The sequence below is a fragment of the Lysinibacillus sp. FSL R7-0073 genome, from assembly GCF_038009065.1.
Lineage (GTDB): Bacteria > Bacillota > Bacilli > Bacillales_A > Planococcaceae > Lysinibacillus > Lysinibacillus fusiformis.
In genome coordinates, this window is the sequence record NZ_JBBPAS010000001.1 from 2762548 (window position 1) to 2781029 (window position 18482).

General features: G+C 34.1%; 23 protein-coding genes. 11 read left to right on the forward strand and 12 right to left on the reverse strand.

Features of this window, described 5'->3' with window-relative positions:
• Nucleotides 1-250 precede the first annotated feature (250 nt).
• The 3 genes from MKY88_RS13805 to MKY88_RS13815 all read right to left on the reverse strand — a co-directional run bounded on the left by MKY88_RS13805 (nt 251) and on the right by MKY88_RS13815 (nt 1231).
• The gene (locus MKY88_RS13805) at nt 251-616 is read right to left on the reverse strand and encodes a hypothetical protein (protein WP_069481710.1); all 366 of its coding nucleotides are present in this window, start codon (nt 614-616) and stop codon (nt 251-253) included.
• An 82-nt stretch (nt 617-698) separates the two neighbouring features.
• A complete protein-coding gene (locus MKY88_RS13810) occupies nt 699-914 on the reverse strand; it encodes a hypothetical protein (protein ID WP_254664367.1) in 216 nt (71 codons plus the stop codon).
• A gap of 155 nt (nt 915-1069) precedes the next feature.
• A complete protein-coding gene (locus MKY88_RS13815; protein WP_340813943.1) occupies nt 1070-1231 on the reverse strand; it encodes a hypothetical protein in 162 nt (53 codons plus the stop codon).
• Between the two features lie 136 nt (nt 1232-1367).
• On the opposite strand from MKY88_RS13815, the gene MKY88_RS13820 reads away from it, so the two are divergent.
• On the forward strand, nt 1368-2318 hold the full coding sequence (locus MKY88_RS13820; RefSeq protein ID WP_193833703.1) for an SDR family oxidoreductase: 951 nt from the start codon (nt 1368-1370) through the stop codon (nt 2316-2318).
• A gap of 279 nt (nt 2319-2597) precedes the next feature.
• Here MKY88_RS13820 and MKY88_RS13825 read toward each other — a convergent pair whose 3' ends face one another.
• From MKY88_RS13825 to MKY88_RS13855, 7 genes are all read right to left on the reverse strand, one after another.
• Nucleotides 2598-3155 (reverse strand): GNAT family N-acetyltransferase, encoded by a 558-nt coding sequence (locus tag MKY88_RS13825; RefSeq protein ID WP_340813944.1) that lies wholly within the window; start codon nt 3153-3155, stop codon nt 2598-2600.
• A gap of 110 nt (nt 3156-3265) precedes the next feature.
• The gene (locus MKY88_RS13830; protein ID WP_340813945.1) at nt 3266-3565 is read right to left on the reverse strand and encodes a CD3324 family protein; all 300 of its coding nucleotides are present in this window, start codon (nt 3563-3565) and stop codon (nt 3266-3268) included.
• 530 nt (nt 3566-4095) lie between these two features.
• Complete coding sequence (locus MKY88_RS13835) at nt 4096-4314, reverse strand: hypothetical protein (RefSeq protein WP_340813946.1); 219 nt, start codon at nt 4312-4314, stop codon at nt 4096-4098.
• Between the two features lie 719 nt (nt 4315-5033).
• Nucleotides 5034-6590: an esterase/lipase family protein gene (locus MKY88_RS13840; RefSeq protein ID WP_340813948.1), complete on the reverse strand. Its 1557-nt coding sequence runs from the start codon at nt 6588-6590 to the stop codon at nt 5034-5036.
• A 567-nt stretch (nt 6591-7157) separates the two neighbouring features.
• Entirely contained in the window at nt 7158-7484 is a 327-nt protein-coding gene (locus tag MKY88_RS13845; protein ID WP_340813949.1) for a hypothetical protein, read from the reverse strand.
• A gap of 345 nt (nt 7485-7829) precedes the next feature.
• Entirely contained in the window at nt 7830-8765 is a 936-nt protein-coding gene (locus tag MKY88_RS13850) for a hypothetical protein (RefSeq protein ID WP_258269158.1), read from the reverse strand.
• Entirely contained in the window at nt 8766-9383 is a 618-nt protein-coding gene (locus MKY88_RS13855; RefSeq protein WP_069481714.1) for a DUF1643 domain-containing protein, read from the reverse strand. It lies immediately after the preceding gene.
• A 321-nt stretch (nt 9384-9704) separates the two neighbouring features.
• On the opposite strand from MKY88_RS13855, the gene MKY88_RS13860 reads away from it, so the two are divergent.
• The 8 genes from MKY88_RS13860 to MKY88_RS13895 all read left to right on the forward strand — a co-directional run bounded on the left by MKY88_RS13860 (nt 9705) and on the right by MKY88_RS13895 (nt 13537).
• Nucleotides 9705-9842 (forward strand): hypothetical protein, encoded by a 138-nt coding sequence (locus tag MKY88_RS13860; protein WP_175423042.1) that lies wholly within the window; start codon nt 9705-9707, stop codon nt 9840-9842.
• Between the two features lie 166 nt (nt 9843-10008).
• Entirely contained in the window at nt 10009-10281 is a 273-nt protein-coding gene (locus MKY88_RS13865) for a DUF4879 domain-containing protein (RefSeq protein WP_340814833.1), read from the forward strand.
• A 198-nt stretch (nt 10282-10479) separates the two neighbouring features.
• Nucleotides 10480-10821, forward strand: a complete 342-nt coding sequence (locus MKY88_RS13870; protein WP_328200545.1) for a hypothetical protein — start codon at nt 10480-10482, stop codon at nt 10819-10821.
• A 751-nt stretch (nt 10822-11572) separates the two neighbouring features.
• A complete protein-coding gene (locus tag MKY88_RS13875; protein ID WP_340813950.1) occupies nt 11573-11698 on the forward strand; it encodes a hypothetical protein in 126 nt (41 codons plus the stop codon).
• Between the two features lie 199 nt (nt 11699-11897).
• On the forward strand, nt 11898-12122 hold the full coding sequence (locus MKY88_RS13880; protein WP_036126581.1) for a hypothetical protein: 225 nt from the start codon (nt 11898-11900) through the stop codon (nt 12120-12122).
• A gap of 120 nt (nt 12123-12242) precedes the next feature.
• Nucleotides 12243-12380 (forward strand): YjcZ family sporulation protein, encoded by a 138-nt coding sequence (locus MKY88_RS13885; RefSeq protein ID WP_083244698.1) that lies wholly within the window; start codon nt 12243-12245, stop codon nt 12378-12380.
• A 309-nt stretch (nt 12381-12689) separates the two neighbouring features.
• Nucleotides 12690-12968: a hypothetical protein gene (locus MKY88_RS13890; protein WP_291760349.1), complete on the forward strand. Its 279-nt coding sequence runs from the start codon at nt 12690-12692 to the stop codon at nt 12966-12968.
• A gap of 92 nt (nt 12969-13060) precedes the next feature.
• Nucleotides 13061-13537: a GNAT family N-acetyltransferase gene (locus MKY88_RS13895; protein ID WP_012294844.1), complete on the forward strand. Its 477-nt coding sequence runs from the start codon at nt 13061-13063 to the stop codon at nt 13535-13537.
• Nucleotides 13538-13640: 103 nt separating this feature from the next.
• Here the strand turns inward: MKY88_RS13895 and MKY88_RS13900 are convergent, their stop codons facing one another.
• Entirely contained in the window at nt 13641-13982 is a 342-nt protein-coding gene (locus MKY88_RS13900) for a YolD-like family protein (protein ID WP_340813954.1), read from the reverse strand.
• A gap of 294 nt (nt 13983-14276) precedes the next feature.
• Here MKY88_RS13900 and MKY88_RS13905 point away from each other — a divergent pair, with 294 nt between their 5' ends.
• Together MKY88_RS13905 and MKY88_RS13910 are read left to right on the forward strand one after the other, a co-directional pair.
• Nucleotides 14277-14951 carry a cupin domain-containing protein gene (locus MKY88_RS13905; protein WP_258269319.1) on the forward strand — a complete coding sequence of 225 codons (675 nt, stop codon included), beginning with the start codon at nt 14277-14279 and terminating at the stop codon, nt 14949-14951.
• A gap of 107 nt (nt 14952-15058) precedes the next feature.
• Complete coding sequence (locus MKY88_RS13910; RefSeq protein WP_328200541.1) at nt 15059-15535, forward strand: DUF3231 family protein; 477 nt, start codon at nt 15059-15061, stop codon at nt 15533-15535.
• A gap of 153 nt (nt 15536-15688) precedes the next feature.
• Here the strand turns inward: MKY88_RS13910 and MKY88_RS13915 are convergent, their stop codons facing one another.
• Nucleotides 15689-18295 (reverse strand): cation-translocating P-type ATPase, encoded by a 2607-nt coding sequence (locus tag MKY88_RS13915; RefSeq protein ID WP_328200540.1) that lies wholly within the window; start codon nt 18293-18295, stop codon nt 15689-15691.
• Nucleotides 18296-18482: the final 187 nt, after the last annotated feature.

Genomic DNA, 18482 nt, shown 5'->3' on the forward strand with positions numbered 1-18482 from the left:
ACCTTAAGGCACACCGACTACCTCTGAGTTTACATCCTATTTTCTATCACAAAACATGCTACATGTTCTACATTTGTGCAATATCTCTTTCTTTTTACATTATATATTAAAATTGGGTCCTACTCAGAGATGAGTATTCTGAAAAATAAAGTACTTGAAATTTTATTGCAGCTTCTTTAATACGTTTTTTCAGCTTGGTTATACTGTATTAGTAATAAAAAAGACATCCCTTTAAGGAATGTCTAGGCATTTATCTATAGATATCTAATAAATTTAATAAGTACATTTCTGTTTCATTGATTGAAAGCATTATTTCCTTATGCAGGTGATCCTCTATACTATCTTCAGAAATAAACTGTAAGTATTTATTTACTTCCACAAAGAATTTTTCAAACTCTTGTAAGAATTCATCAATTTTTTGATCACCAGGTGTTACAGATAGATAAATAGTTTTGAATAAATTAAAGTCACTATATGCATTACTTAAAAAATAGATAGCCAATATTTTATCGCTAGTGACATATGATTTTACAAAGGTCAGATTTTGTTTTAATTTATTCAATGAATTTATAAGATTTGTTGTTTGTTTTAGCATATTTGCAGTATTACTATACATCTACTAACCACCTCCAATTTAATAATAAGCAAAAAATCACCAAATTGGAATAATATTCTGCATTTTTCATCTTTTAAAAATATTATAGGATCTGCCATTGGATGATGGCATCGGTCCAAACACCAATGATCAGTAATACAAATACCCAACCTACAAACAGGATGTAGATTTTTAATAATGGGCTATCCGCAAATCCTCTTGAAAAGGGGCTCACCTTTAAAACATCATGAGGATATTTCAACAATATATACGAAAAACTGCCAAAAATGAACGTTACCCATATAGCGGTCATGAACATTTCCAAGTGTCACTCCTAAACATCAAGATTCAACTATCGCATACTTATTATATTGATCTCCCTACTCTCTTGTGCCATCAATGCTGTAATGCCTGCATCCTCATTTAAAACAAAATAAAAATGAGCTCGATCAAAACTTGAGCTCATAGATTCTTTTATCCTAATGGGTAATAAGGTTCGTAATTTGGATGCCAATAATACGGGGGTCTAACACCAATACTCGGTGTAAACCAGCTGTAATTTAAATAATGAATGTTTAATTGATTTACGTTATTTTCTAGTAACCTTGTCACTTCTGGGAAAAATTCAATCTCCATTCTAACAATCCCCCTGCGATTATAGTCGTTTCCTTGCTTTAACATAAGAAGGTAATTAATCATAGTATATGTTGAAAAGGAGGGATTGGTTATTAACAATCCAAGTGACGGGCCAGCTAAAGATAACCAAGATTTAATGGAACAAATCCGTTTATATCAAAAATGGTTTGAGGACAATAAAAAAGAAGATCCATACCCTCAATATCCTGTCTATGGAAAGATTACGCAATATAAAGAAGTACCCCTTACCCAACCTGAACAAAGGCAGCTTCGTCAGCCAGGTCTCGAAAGCTTAATGGTGCCGAAGCCTATCATTGAAAACCCTCATTATAAAGGTAGTGGAAAATTAAAAGGGAAAGTTGCCCTTATTACTGGGGGTGATAGTGGAATGGGTGCAGCTGCTGCGATTGCCTTTGCGAAAGAGGAGGCTGATGTAGCAATTGCTTATTTAGATGAGCATGAGGACGCTACTCGAACTAAAAATAGAATTGAGGAACTAGGAAAAAAATGTTTACTCCTTCCTGGGGATCTCCGTGAAAAAAAACATTGTGCAGATATTGTTTTTGAAACCATTCATACGTTTGGACGCTTAGATATATTATGTAACCATGTTGGCATTCAGTTTCAACAAAATGACCTGACTGACATTACAGATGAACAATTCGATGAAACGTTTAAACTTAATATTTATTCACATTTTTATACGACAAGAGCAGCCCTCCCTTATTTACAAGCTGGTAGCTCCATCATTGGTACCGCTTCAGTTGTAGCCTATGCTGGGGAGCCTTTATTAATCGATTACTCTGCAACAAAAGCAGCTGTCGTCGGCTGGACTCGTTCTTTAGCAAAGAGCATTGCTAAAAAGCAGATTCGCGTCAATGCTATTGCCCCAGGTCGTATTTGGACACCACTGATTCCCTCCAGTTTTTCCTCTGACGAAAACGCATTGCACGGAGGAAATCTTTTTAACCGAATGGCACAGCCCTTTGAGGTGGCCCCTACATTCGTTTATTTAGCATCGGATGATTCTAGACATGTAACGGGGCAAGTTTTACATGTGGATGGCGGAGAATCCACCCATTCGTAGCTCGTAAAGAAAACTCAGGCAACATTTAATCGTTGCTGAGTTTTTTAATGGTTCAAAAAAATATTTTAACTATTCAACTTTGCCTCTTTATTTCATTTACTTTTCAATTTATTGACAGTGGTTATGTTCATAACCACGACAACATACATTAATTGCGGGATAGCAACTTTAACATCGCCCCCAAGATGTTTTTGTACAATGCTATCCCACCTTTACATCGTGTATTTTTGGGGATCATATTTCTTTCCTATCCGCTTTATCAATCCATTCTCTTCGTTGTTATCCCTTCTGTAGTAAAGAATAGATCAACATATCTCTACATTCGCCAGTCACACTATGACATTCATATTGTCTTAAATAGCCCTCTTCTTTAAAATTGAACTTGGTTAGTAACTTCCTTGATGCTATGTTTTCTTCAGCAACAGTGGCTTGTATCCTCACTAACCCTAACTGATTAAATCCAATTGCCAATACTTCATTCATAGCTTCTGACATAATGCCCCTATGCCAATATTTTTCTGATAAATCATAACCTATTTCAGCTCGTTTACCTTCAAATTCACTTAAAAATATAGTGCCTATCACCTCATCTGACATTTTATCAGCAATAGCAAAACGAATTATCCACCCTTTTTCAAAGCCCTCATTCCAAATATGAATGACCTCATAACTTCTTTCGATGGAATCTGGGCCATTCCAATCCAAATAACGATAGACGTTTTCATTAGAATAATAATTGTATAATGATGGCGCATCGTCTCGTTTTAATTTTCTTAATCGAATTTGTTCTGTTTGTATGGTCGGAAATGACATGCCCAATAATTCAGTAAAATTCATAGCTCTCTCCCCTTTGACAATTTTTGTTATTCTTCCCTATAACAATATCTGATTATCATCTTTGATAAAACCTCAACATTCTTTCATAAAAGAAAATAAGCCACCGCGATTTAAAACCGCAATGACTGTTTGTTTGCTGCTTTTCTTTTTTCATTTAAAATGATTCTCTGGATGCTCTTTAGTGATAAATAATACTTTTCAGCTAACATTTCTCTAACCATTCCAGATAAAAAATCATTATAAATATTAGCATTTCTCAAATCCAATTCAGCTTTTATAGTGGTACGAGATCCCCAGCTCATTTTATGTTGTTCTTTCCGCGGGATATAAATATATTCGCCATCTATATATTCCTGAATGGCCACTAACAATTGTTCAGGTAAAATATGCTTTGCTTTTTTATAGCTCATATTGCACTCCTAAATGTTTAGATTTTTTAGGAAAAGCAACGGCTATGTTCAATTTTTTTATTGTCATAGCCATTGCTATGCAAACATCATATATTTCCTCACGCTACCATCACCCTTTCAAAACATACATTTATATCCATATCATATCATATAAACCAATATATGCAGGGCGTAATTGATAATCCGCTCTTAAAGTGATCCCTAAGGTGTTGGGGAAAAGACAATAAAAATGGCTATAGAAGTATATGATGTAGAATAAGATATTTTAGATTTTTAAATAAGAATTAGTATTGAATGGCTTGGTTCGCCGGAGATTGTACCAAGCCTATTATAATTGAAGTGCAAAATATCATTGTACCTTATGAAAGAAATTTAAGTAAACAGAACTACTTTTTAGAACTAGTGTTTTTTTATATTAAGAGATACGAATTCACAAAATATAAATTCAACGAACATTCGTTCTATTTTAGATAATGAGTTATAGGGCTTAACAACATTTTGAGCATTGGTTACTCTTGAAAGTGGGGCATTTAAAGCTCTTTTTTCTGTTCGGTATTATTCATTTTTCTTAATTTATGGTAGAAGTGAGATTTTTTAAGCTCAGCCAAAATTCCTTCTAAATCAGCTTTTTTAACTGGCACTTCATGTACGCCCTTAGATGCAATTATCGCTTCTTCAATAGCCAGTATCGCACTCCAGTGTGCTTGTTCTTTTTCCTTTATTTCTTCATCGAACTTTTCTTTAGCCATAATTTTTGGAACAATATAGAAAAGTATATATATCTACAATTGCTTCATATGCTAATAAGAATACTAATGCACAATATACAGGGATAAAAATCAGAAAAATACTTATGTTTTTTTAAAATTAATCACTGCAAATTTATCTCTTGGTAATAATCTCATATCATATGAATTGTAAGATAGGGAAGTGAAAATGGATATGAATAGACCTCGAATACTAACACTACCAAATACGATAGTTAATATCGGGATTAAACTTCCTGTTTTTTCTATTACTTCTTTAATCATTTACTACCCCAACTTCCATCTATAAAAATAGTTAATTTCACTTTCACCTATTATACTACAAGAAATATTTTCTATTAAATGAATTATTATGAATGTCAATATATCGAGGATATTTTAGAGGATACTTAAGTGTCTTTAACGTCTTTTATTGAGGAATCATTTACAAATCATGAAACAGAAATAAGGAAATGGCTTGACGCTGATTCAGTGTATTTCTATTTATAATAAAGTAGTTTTTCTATATATTATAAAATTCTTTTTTTACTAACAGTAAAAATACCATGTTGATTGCCAACATGGTATTTCCAAATCTTTTATTTAAATAGGTGGCTAATTACCTCTTTAATAACTTTTTTAACTGTCTGATTATCAATTTGTAATCCAACCGTTGCTAAAGATATGTTTTTCAAGGTTTTTTTCTAATCATTGAGGTATGTCTATTTTATATACTTAGATCGAACAATGGTTCTATTATATGGCTCACCTTGTAACGTTTCACCGGAAATATTTAAAGTAATATTATATACACCGGATTTTTTGTTATTTGGGAAATTCACCATAAAGTTTTGTTGATTAACGTTTTGCATTTGTAGAGAAGAAGCAATATCTTTACCTGTTGGATCTAGTACTCGTACATCGAAAGTTAGTTTTTGTAAATGTTGATTCGATTGTACTGTGATAATATTATTCGTTTCTAATGATACTGTTGGAATACTCACCTTAATCAAAGACGGACCTCCGTGTTGAACTGCCAGTAAATATGCATTATCTTCTGCCTGTGTGCTTATATTTATCTTCCATTCCCCAGTTTCAGAAATAACGCCAGTAAATGTATGAGGTGCTACGCCATTAAAGAAGGAGGCCTCATCCAATGTTTGTATTGTATGATTGGTATATTTTTTTCCTGAAGGTGATACCAACTCTATCTTATCACTAGTTAACCCTGTCCACAATTTAACATTATCAAGTGCAGCATCTACATAAAAAGAGTGTGTCACATCATTTGACGATTGTAACTTCCCTCCATAAAAATAATGAGAAACATCCAACTCTTGAAACATATCAGATTGAGTAAAGTATTCTTTGTTCATAATGATACCATCAGTAGAAGCGGACTGTAGATACTGTTCCAATCTAGAAAATACCGCAGATCCCATTCGAATATTATCATGGTCAAGTGAGGTATCGGTAAATAAATGTGTTCCGTAAGATAATTTAGTGCTTGCCTCTTTGACTAATCCATCATTTGGATCGGAAAGATATAGACCCCCCATCCAGAGTGCAGATAGAAATGGTCCTGTATTAGTACCGGCAATTGTATAATAGTTGTTCTTACTAACATTGGGGTGCTTGTCTATTAGTGAGCGAAAGTGTTCCATTTCACCAACTTGAAGTGAATAAGTTCCATCATCTTTTTCACCGAGTAATGAAGCTAGCCAACCTGCCCACCAGCTATATGCAAGATCAGCTAACTCTGACCCATAATGAGGGGATCCTAAAGTAAACACCCTACCAACGTACAGATGAGCATTATTAAGAACTAATGCTGCTTGGGTATCTGGCCCACCCTTACTATGGGCAACTATATTTAATTTTTTTCCGTGAAAATGTTGACTGATTTCTATTAACATAGAGGCTAATAATTTTCCATTATCGTATTGACTATAAGAACCTTTACCTGCCGAATCGTATAATTGAACAAATACAGTTTGATACCCTGCTTCATAAGCTTTTGTATACATGTCATTAAGACCGTGATATTCTGTATTACCATACCAACTAGTAGAGTTACCGTTTTTCCCTTGAACGAAAACAATAGGTGGTTTACTCGGATCAACATTAGATGGAGTTTCTCCTAGAAACCACTCTCCAGGTGTAAAACTTTCACCTGGTGGCTTCAATCCATATGGTTCAACCGAGTTTGATGCAAAAACAACTGGAGTAGAAAAAAGAATAATTATGACCATTACAAATAAAGAAACTATTTTTTTCAAATTGTTTTCCTCCTAATCATTATAGATTAAGTTCGTAAAGCTTTAGAAAAGCAATTTAGATCCCATAATTCCAAAAAAACTCTAGATTACTACATTATCGTAACAGTTTCCTTTGCTAGAAATATCTTGTGTATACCAAGTACTTTTAAGGTGTGTCGGTATTGTCTGTTAGTGCCATCTTTAAACACATTGAGAGGTAATCAGCTATATGTAAATCCTACAAAACCGGTGTTAAATAACAGATATTAATAATCTTGAAAGATGTATTTTCAAGTATAGGCAAATTACATCTTCCATTTATACCAATATTCTATAAAAAGGGAATGATTTCCTTCTGATTTAGACAAAAAAATATCGTTATCTTATACTTCTGCTAAGCTTAACTTTGAGAAGCAGCGAAATAGATTGCGTTGGCAAGTAAAATAGCATAGTGCGAAATGAATCCAAGTTCTTAATTCAGATTTATTTCTTCTTGAGCAATATGATTGATACTTTCTTGTGTAAGGTACATCCCCATATTCTAAATTTATCCCTTAAGGACGTGATAGCCTTTTTCTTCGACAAATGTCACAATTCAGATGTAATATCTTCATTTGCTAAATTTCGTGTAGCTTCTTCATCTTCTAAACTCTTTACGATTTTGTATACATCCATCGTGAGTTGACCTTTAAAAAGTGCTTCATCGTTTATCGATCCCCCAGGTATTTTTTCCCTGAGTATAATCCCATCTAAAAAGCCTTGCTTGTATATATCTTGAAATAATAAGTGCTGATAATTAAGAATTGATATCTGTATCGACTCAGAAATCTCTTTAACTTCTATTTCACTTATGCCTGAGAGAGTTTTGGATAATTTCTGTTTAACATCTTTAACCATTTCATTTTGGTGATTCATAAAAACCTTATTATGTTAAAGCACATCAATCCTTTCATCTATTAATAAAATAAGTGAAGATTCAAAGTTTCCGATAACGTTCAACCCCAATCTATTAGCGTACTCTTTTTTAAATTTCTCTCCTTAACAAGTTAGCATGACAATCGGGTGTAAATCTTTATAATTACCAAATTTATTATATGCACTTCTTTCCAGAGGGAAAACCCCACTAAAAGACAACTTATGCCATCATTCAGCAGGGTTTTCCTGTTGTTCATTAATTCTATTATTTACAATACTATAAAGTATCCACAATCATCATCGATATTGAAGAACTTTTCTTGCACACTTTCGTATGCTGCTAGACTACGCTTTTTCTTCAATATTATTTTCAGAAGAAATGTCGATTTCTAGTTTAATCGATCCACTTTGATGCGACTTCATCTTGTTCCAAAAGTCTTTCATAGCGTTAGCATACTTTTCAAAAGAAACTTTGTCGACATCCAACACTTCCTCAAGATTAGTCGTTAAATAAAGGTTCATCAGTTTTGTTTCATCTATTTTTTTGAATAGCTCAGGTCTTATTTTATACAACACTTTAGCCGAGTGCCCATTTCCATGTTTAAAAGTATTAGAAATTAAATTACACTCCCGAATACTCCGCCATATCTCGGTTTCTACAATAGGAATTTCTACAACTTCTTCAACCAAACTAAAAAGATTTTTCAAATCTTCATCTGACCATTCAACCTCAAGTGGCATAGTAAAAGTCAAATTCAATTCTTTCAATACTTTTGTTAACGCTCCAAATTGGCTATAAAATGTGCCGTAATCCTCATCACTTTTTAACGTGATTTCAATTTGATTTATGTACTCGTTATGCCTGTTTGTCATTTCTTCGAATAACCATTTTCTCAGTTGCTGCTCAAATACTTGATACAGGTTGCTTAATGACATTAACTCAAACTGATAATGCATTAAAAATTCTTCTTGTACGCGACTAACAATATATTCTTCAATCTCTTGATAATAATCACTACCATCATCATATTCATCAATGTAACTAGTAGAAATAGCTTCATATGCTTCTTGTTCAAATTTTTTTGCAACCTCTTTTGTATCTTCCCTAATTTCTTTATAAATAGCCTCATATGTACGTTTGTGGTTATTAATTAGCACATCGTAGACACGTGAATAAGTTTTTTGTATGTATGGATTTAGATAAAGTTCAAAGTGTATGTCGCGTATTTCAATGTTTGGATTAGTTGGTTTGCATGTACATTTCCAATTCTTCTTTGACATTTAATCACTCCAAAAAAGGTCGACTAGTTCACTTAAGCTTAATTTATGTGCCAGCGAATCCTCGTACTTCCTAACAGTTCCTCTAGGTCTTGGATGTGGAACATAATATATTTTTTCTTTTAATGCCAGTAAATGTTCATATGCATAGCATTTTAATCGAACATTGTATAAAGTATTCGCAACAATATTTTGTGATAACAACCAATTATTTATTCCTTGTTGTCCTTGAATCCCCCAACTAATAAAAATTATGTATGCATCTATCAAAGCACGTTCTATGAATGCCCAGTTTATTGTATCGAAAGTAAAGCTTTCATCGGGTACATCATTACTTAATCCCTCGATAAAACTTGATACATTAATAACCTGTAATGCATCACAATCATAAACCTTTGCTAAGCGTATCATTTGATTAACTGTTGCATCTGATTTATTATGAGCAGCTTTACTCGGATTCATCATAAAGGCTAGAAAAACCTTTTCCCCATCTCTCCACCGCTTTTCCAATATATAACGCTTAGTTAACAATTCATCAAATACAGCTATTCCATCAATATTATTATGTCTTCCGTCCTTTACTTCTAAATTATATTGGTCTGCAACATCATGAATCCACATGCTTAGATCCCCTTTTAATTGATATACTCAACCTATATTATACATTATTTCACATAATAGATATTCAAATAAAACCTTGCATTATTTTTCATCTGTTATAAAATTTAGCTACTTTTTGTTTGCATAACATCGCAAACACTCACTTACAGATAAAACCGCGCGGCCAAGATTATGCGCATAAGAAAATAACTGTTACATAGGCTTTCAATACCTATGAGCATTTCTTATGACTACTCTTTGGCTGCTTTTTTGCGTTCAAGCAAGCGTATAAAACACTTAAGAATAAAATTTATTAGGTAAAAACATAGGAGAACACTATTAATGAAACTAATACTTGAACTACCAGAGGAGCTTGAGCTCATATTAATGACATTGCAAGGTCAACATGATTCATTACATGGTTACTACTTGGTTTTTAAAGGTGCTGTTTTATCATTTTCTGAAGTGGCATTTAATTAATAATTATCTATTTTGGAAAATAGTGTTAAACACCCGATTTATTATCCGATAATTATAATGTGTTACAAATAATGTAAAAGAAGAAGTTGTATATGAAGAAATACTTACCAACTGTAGGAATTTTAGCAAGCGGTTTGCTGGGCTAAATACAGATGAGGCTGCTAAAATTAAAGAGGAATTAAAAAACAGTCAAAATAGTCCCGTTCTAAGAGGTCCAGCACCACCTTTAACATCTGTTTATATTGACAAAGTAGTATCTCAAGTTGGAACAAGCAATCAAGTAACTGAGGATATTGGCATGCAGCAAACTTCTCATGCAGTTTCAGGAACTGTTACTGTAGCAGTTATGGAAGTTGGCTATGGAAGTGAAAATCAATGGTTAGATGATGAGCGATTACATATCAAAATCGTGATTATAAACTTAATGAAGCTGCTATAAATTTTAATAATGACAAAATTATAGATGCGTTTTATCATACAGTAACTTTTAATTCAGACTTAAAAATTTCAAGTGGAACTTCTGCTTTATATAAGTTTAGATCTACTTCACAAAATTCCCCTTGGAGTACCATTGAAAGAACTATAAATATTCCACATTTATAATGTAGGAATACTATGAAGAGAGGTGTATTTAAAGATGGTTTCTATGGAAGATATGAGTATAAAGTTAACTATCCTTCAAGGAGCTTACGGATATAAAGGTTTTACTCAACAAACTGGCGAGAATATGTATAAAACAGACTTGAAAGCTTTTCAAGAAACAATAGAAAATGCAAAAGAACCGATTGATACGAGTAAAGTTTCAAAGTTATCATCTGATCAAATCAAAGTGCTACAAGGTGCTCCAAGTGGAAGTTGGTTGATTCCTTTGCTGAATAAAATGGGACAATTAGGGATGATGGATTTACGTGAGGGACTAGTTAACCCTAAAATATTCCAATATACCTCGACTATGAGTGCTTATAAAAGATCCATTTAAGCTAAGTAAGTAAAATAAAGAGCATTAACGAAAAGGATTTTCCCCTTCTTGTTAATGCTTTTTTATGTTGTTATGTAAGCTTTTTGCTGATTTGAAATAATATTTGATTAAAAAAATCCTACAAACAAGCATTTGACAATAATTATGATGATCCTATTAAACAAAGTAATAGGAAATCTGTTCGCGTTTCGATAGTTTATTTGTGTAAAATGCACAAACATTGTTTCATGTTTTTTCTAGTGAGCATTGTTTTTAAAATTACTTATATTTTAAACCCACTGTAAAACCTAATATATAAGATAAAGAAAAAATTATTTTAATATCCTTTTTTAGTAGTATTATGTAATAGTATAAAAGTATTTTAAAAGAATAATAATTTTATTCAAAAAAGGTGTGTTTTATAAAAAATGTTAGGTTTAATTATAGGTATAGTACTTATCATATTAGGTTTTCTAATAATTCCTATAGGTGTTGTTCAATTAAAAGATGAATTTGGAGATTATAGCGATAAGCCAATATATAAGAGAATATTTGTTTACACTATTGAAATTTTTAGTTTTTTAAGTCTTAGTAACGTCGTCGGTTGGTTATTAGGTATAGGGTTAATACTAGTTATTTCGGGTTTCTATTTTGTAATTTTATTTTTTTCTAAATTATAATACTAATATCTTTTTTCACATTTTAATTACATATTAGGTAAAAAATAGTTGAATATTTTTTTATAGTGTTATAGTCTAGGAGGTAAAATAAAATGGGAGCTATTTCATATGCAAAATCAACATTAGATAGTTGGAGTAATTCAAATACAATTACAAAAAATATTGTTTCCTCATCTGCTCAGGGAGCTGCAATTGGTGGTGTTGCTGTACAACGGTAACAGCAACTTTTCTCAGTATAATCTACTTTAGTAGCAAAAAAGTTTCTGGATTCGCTTATTTTGTTTGGCATTGAACAAGGTGCCTTGGTTTCTGTTAAAAGATCCTGATCCTGACCTATATTCTCATGATACCTTAGGCATTACCCTATGCTCCTTTGACCATTACATTCATATAATTATATTGAAGGGAGTGGCAATAGTGCCTTGGCAACATAAAATTTACTATTTAATCGGGCAACCGGTCGGTGTTTCGTTGACGAATGGGCAAGGAACATCTGGTGTTCTTTGTGGTGTTTCAGGTGGGAAGCTTCTTGTTCTCGAATATTTGTATCAAAGCCAATTTGCTTTAAAGCAATATGATTTTCATATGATTCAAGATGTTAATGGTTTTCCGCCTTGTCAAATGCAGCAGCCGTTATATTAAAAATATCCGTGTAGGATGTTTTTTTGATGGCACCATTTTAATACTAGTTACTTGGATGATTATCGCTCCTCCATTTGAATCTTATACATACAATAGATATGGAGAGAGGGGGTGTCCTTTGTGGGATACTGTGGAAATGTAGGTAATTTTAATAATTATTGTGGCGGAAATAATGGCAATGGTAACAGTTCAACTTTCGTGCTAATCGTTGTACTATTTATTCTTCTCATTATTGTTGGTGCAAGCTTCATTTGCTAATGGTCGTATTAAGGCTTTAGCTTCTGTTCATTTTTAATGATGAAGAAGCTTAAGCCTTTTTTATTCCCCTTCCTCCTAATTATTTGCCTGTTATGAGATAATAAAAATATTTCTTACGCCATTGAAGATAGATAACTATCTCCAATTGATAACTTATCATAATAATAGTATTGTAAAGTTCTTTCTACTTTACATGACACTCCTTTATTGGTTCTAGAGGTCACTTACATCCAAGTGGCCTCTTTTTGCATCCTTTTACTCTATTATAGATTTTATAGAAATATCGTTTTAGCAGAGAGGAGGAAACAAGTGGGAATTAATTTAAATTTCTGGTCCTTTATTTTATCTTTAGGTTGCATCCTATTATTTTTTCTATCCGGTTCCTTAAAAGACTTTTTTGTCACCTATGTCCATCTTCACCCATTGACACTGACATTGCTATTGTCAATCGTATGTTTCTACCTAAGTGTTGTAGGAATGAAAGATGTTAGAAATTTAGCGACCTTGCTGAGAGGTATTGTGACAATTGCTTTAACACTGATTCTAATTGTGAGTATTTCCTTTATTTTATTTTTTGGTAATTTATAAAGTAAAAGAACTCTAGCTTGCATGATTATTAAACAAGCCTCCTTGACGAACACCTGTTCTATAGATACAATAATAAAAAAGGAGGCTTGTTTATGCAAGACACAATTAACATTGAATTAGTACATTTTTCAGAAGACTATGTAGAGCAGTTAAATGAGTTTGAATTGCCAGCAGAACAACACCGATTTACTGCCTTACCAAAAGAGATTACAATCGAAAAAGTTGGACAGTACCCTATTGTGATTTTAAGTAATACAATACCTGTTGGTTTTTTCGTACTTCATGCAACCGAAAGAGTACAAGAATATTCTAGTAATCCTCAGGCGATGTTACTTACTGCTTTATCTATGGATCATAAACAGCAAGGTAAGGGTTATGCAAAAAAAGCAATGCTTTTACTGGCTGACTTTGTCAAGCATGAATTTAAAGAATTTAACGAAGTAGTGTTAGTAGTAAATCACAAGAACATCGCTGCGCAGAATTTGTATACCAACGTAGGTTTTGAAGATAATGGTGAAAGACGAATGGGACCCATTGGTGAGCAAATAGTGATGCAATTGCACCTATAAGGAGACAGTCACTCATTTGCGATGTTCAAATGAGTGACTTTGTCATCCGCTGTCATTCGTACCATTCATTATCAGGCACTAAATTAACTCACTCGATTTTGTATCAAATACCGCTATTGCCATCCACCTCTATATATGCAGCATAAATATATTTCAATGCGATATGTTTCGTTGTTGTAATCGTTTCTAGCAGAAGTTCCAACTCGTTCATCCCTTTAATAATGCCACCATATTGTACAAAATTAGCCTCTTCCCAAATAGTTAACATAATATAGTTACGTTCTGTTAATGCGCGTGTGATGGTTTGCTGTAATTCCTCCAGTTCCCATTCTGCACGTTCCCGTGGCGGTTCTGTCTGCACCTCTTGCTTCCACTTTTTCAAAAGCAGTAAATGCTCTGGAAGCATCATCGATGTCCATTTCATATTTCCTCGATCTTTAATCATATTATCTCACCCTTTCAGCTCAGTTAAGGGGGACGCTTGCGAGAAAATTTCAACATTGAAAGTCATGACTGCTTTGCTAAGATTTCCACGCCCGCCCTCAAAACAAAACATACGTTCTTTTTATTATACGCACATACGTTCTTTAATAGCAGTGGTAATTAAAGACAATTCCTCTAGCATGTGCTTGCTAAGAGTTCTAGACAAACGCTAGGCATTTGTATAAGTCTATAAACATTTCAATCATAATCTGTGATGATGATGAATATCACAATTTTAGTGAGAAAGGATGTAAGTATTAATACAAATGTCGATTATACATCGCCTTCTGCAGAGTTCACCTTTGATGTCAACAAAAGTACGCTTTTTAAAAAAGATGCACGAAATTACATTAATATCCTTGGCGTTGAACAATTAAATACGTTAGAAAATACCTCTTTACTGGATATTTTTTTAAGTAAAGACAATGTCATTGAGCCACACTATCACCAAAATGCAGCTGAGCTTGTCTATTGTATTTCTGGTGCAGCAACGGTTTCCCTATTAAATCCCTTTACAAAAAAACTTCAAAACTACCCGATTAAGCCTGGGCAAGTAGCCAATATCCCACAAGGCTGGTGGCATTATGAGATTGCCACAGAAGATAACACCCATTTACTTGCTATCTTTGACGCTCCAACACCAGAGGTAATTTTAGGCTCCGATATATTGAAATTTACACCTGCCAATATTATGGCGCATACCTATTGTTTAGATGAGGAACAATGGAAGAAAACCATTGCACCGATTGTTCCATCTACTTATATTGGGCCACCAAATGGCTGTAATCGAGTGGAATCGGCAACCGATAATTCTTCATGCAAGCAAAAGAAGCCATCCATGAAACCATGTCCATACCCAAACCCATACCCATATCCATACCATTACCCTTCCCCTTCCCCACATATGTATCCGTATGGCACCTATTATTAAAATGCCCCTTGTATTAAACTTTTATTGTAAAAGATGAATAGAATGTCATAAACTGTTCCATCCTAATCTTAGATAAATACTAGGAGTTAGGAAGTGTCACAATAACGATGATAAATGACAATCTAGCATCATTACAATTTAAGGAGATGTTTAGGCTTTGGTCGCAGCTCGGTGTCAATCAAAGCTATATTGCTTCAAGCCATGCCTTTTTTAACCATACCCGAGATAAAAAATTAAAGATTATGATTTTGGAATTCATTCAATGTTTAAAAGAGGAAAATAAACAGCTGACATTATTATTAAAGGAAAATGGGGTTCTTGCCCCCACTGCAACTATGGCATACAGTAAAATAAAAATGACGGATATACGTGGAAAATCCATCATTAATGATAGTGAAATTAGTGCCATTTTATCTATGAATATTGCTTCCTCCTTACTTGCTGTAAGCCAAGCATTGGAACTGTCAGTAAAGAAAAAGCACCTTGCCAAATATGGGGAACTCCATATGCGCTATGCTATACTTGGGTCTAAATTGATTGAACTGAGTAAAATTAAAGGCTGGCTTCTAGCACCAGCCCAATAAAATGGTTGGCTGAACGATCTAATCATTCATTACGTTGCACATTATTAAATCTACTTTTAATAGTGTGTTTTTTGTACATTTTAAGCTTACTATTAAACAATAACAAAACCACCTACTCGTTATATGTAGGTGGTCTTAACATTCAATTCTCTTCTATCGACTTCTTACAAACAGGAGCTTATACCATTGATTTACGAGGAACGGTAACACGGATAGACTATAAATAAAGCCTAATTGGGCAATTGTTAATGGAGCCACTTCAAAGACCGTTGTTAGCATTGGCATAAACAATACAATGTGCAAGCTTAGGACACCGATTAAAAATGCAATCCATGCATATTTATTCGAAAAGACACCAATCGTAAAGATTGATTGTTTAGCTCTGGAGTTAAAGCCATGTACTAATCTTGATAAACAAAGTGTTGTAAACGCCATTGTACTTGCCGTTAATGTATCGCCAGTTGATAATCCAATTTGAAAAGCAATGATGGTAGAGATGGCAATTAAAATTCCTTCTAGCACCACTTGTGTCGTAAATGATTTATTTAATAGAGGCGTATGAACATTTCTAGGCTTGTCCTTCATCGTTTTCTTATTATTCGGCTCTAATCCGATTGCGATTGCTGGAAGACTATCTGTTAATAGGTTGATGAATAATAGATGCACAGGTGCAAACGGAACTGGTAAGCCAAGTACTGTGGCATATAGCACTACAAAAATAGCTCCCGCATTTCCTGATAATAAGAACAAAATGGCATTTTTAATATTTGTATAAATGCTACGACCATTGGCGATCGCCTTGACAATCGTAGAAAAATTATCGTCTGTTAAAATCATGGACGAGGCATCTTTTGCGACCTCCGTCCCAGTCACTCCCATTGCCACCCCGATATCTGCTTGTTTTAGCGCAGGTCCATCGTTGACGCCATCCCCCGTCATCGCGACAACATGACCCTTATCCTGCCACGCTTTGACGATACGAATCTTTTGAGCAGGTGTAACACGCGCATACACAGAATAATCATCTATTTTTTCCTGTAATTCTTGATCTGAGAATCTTTCGAGAGCATGTCCTTCAATGGCTTCATCTGGGTTTTTTAAAATCCCAATTTGTTGGGCAATCGCTGTAGCCGTAATTTTATGATCACCAGTAATCATAACTGGCTTAATGCCTGCCTTAATACAATTTTCCACTGCCTCTTTGGACTCTTTTCTTGGAGGGTCCATCATTGCCACTAAGCCGACAAATATTAAATCTTTTTCCACTCTTGTATCGATTGTTTGCTGCGGTAAAACATCTTTGTAGGCAATGGCTATCACACGTAAACCATTCCTCGAAAAATCATGATTGACCGCTTCGATTTTTTGACGATACTGAGCTGTCATCTCAAAAATGCCTGTTGCCGTTTTTATTCTACTCACTTTAGGCAAGAGAACATCTAATGCCCCTTTAGTAATCATAACAGGCTTTTTATCTATTTGATTTACAGTACTCATAAGCTTTCGCGCCGAATCAAATGGAATTTCAGCCAGTCTTGGATATTGCTCGCGAATCATCAATTCATCTAAGCCGTACTGCTTCCCTAATTTCACAAGCGCTATTTCTGTCGGATCACCAATTTCCTTGTGATCACGCTCAACAGCATCACTACATAAAAGTGCCTTAACCATCAGCTCTTTTTCCACTGAATTTGTTGGGTTTAGCCAATCATGAGGAATTTTTTTCTGATCGACAAAGACTTCCTGTACAACCATTTTATTTTCTGTTAAGGTACCCGTTTTATCAGAACAAATAACAGATACACTTCCTAAGCTTTCTACCGCATAAAGCTTACGAATAATTGCATTTTCCTTCGCCATCTTCTGTGTGCCAAATGCTAAGACAATCGTAACGATGGAACTCAAAGCCTCAGGAATAGCTGCGACAGCTAGAGATACCGCAAACATAAAGGATTCTACTAACGCTCGTCCACGAATAAGGTCAATTGTAAAAATGGCTAAGCAAATGATTGTAATACCTAATGCTAATTTTTCACCAAATTTATCCAGGCTAATTTGTAAAGGTGTTTTCTTTTCCTTTGCCGTATCGAGTAAATTAGCAATTTTCCCGATTTCAGTCTGCATCCCGATAGCTGTAACCATTACAATCCCTCGTCCATTGGTCACGAAGCTACCTGAATACACCATATTTTTCTTATCCGCAATCGTAACATTGTTTTTTCGAATAGGCTCAGTACTTTTGGCAACGGCAATTGATTCTCCGGTCAGAGAGCTTTCATTGATGTGCAAGTTATGACTTTCCAATAGTCTGCCATCTGCATTGATGTAATCGCCAGCCTCTAACATAAGAAGATCCCCCACCACAATCTCCTCAGAAGGAATTTCCATAAGCTGATTATTACGCATTACTTTAGCAATCGGTGAGGTTAGCGCCTTCAGATTGTCTAAAGATTGTTCAGCTTTAACATGCTGTACCGTGCCTAAAATAGCATTTAGAAAAACAACAATCATGATGACAATTGTACTTTCTACCTCTCCTAGTAGAAAGGAAACGAAGGCAGCGACCAGCAAAATAATGACTAATAAATCTTTGAATTGGCCCATAAAAACAGCCCATGTACTAGTCTTTTTACCTTCCTCTAATACGTTATAGCCATAGACTTGTTGCCTCTTTTGAACGTCCCCATCGGTCAAGCCTTCTGTGGTGACGTTCAATATCTTCATGACTTCAGTAGACGATTGTTGATGATATTCAGTCATAGGGTTCTCCTTCCATTCACAAGATTTAAAGGTTGTATACTATTTTCTGGAAAATAATAGGCACCTCAAAATCTCAAACTCCATAAGTCTGTGTGAAATTCATTAACTACAACAATCTATTCCATAGATAACTAGAGTATGATAATAAACTAGTGAGAAATTAATTTTTAAAGAGAAAACTCAAATA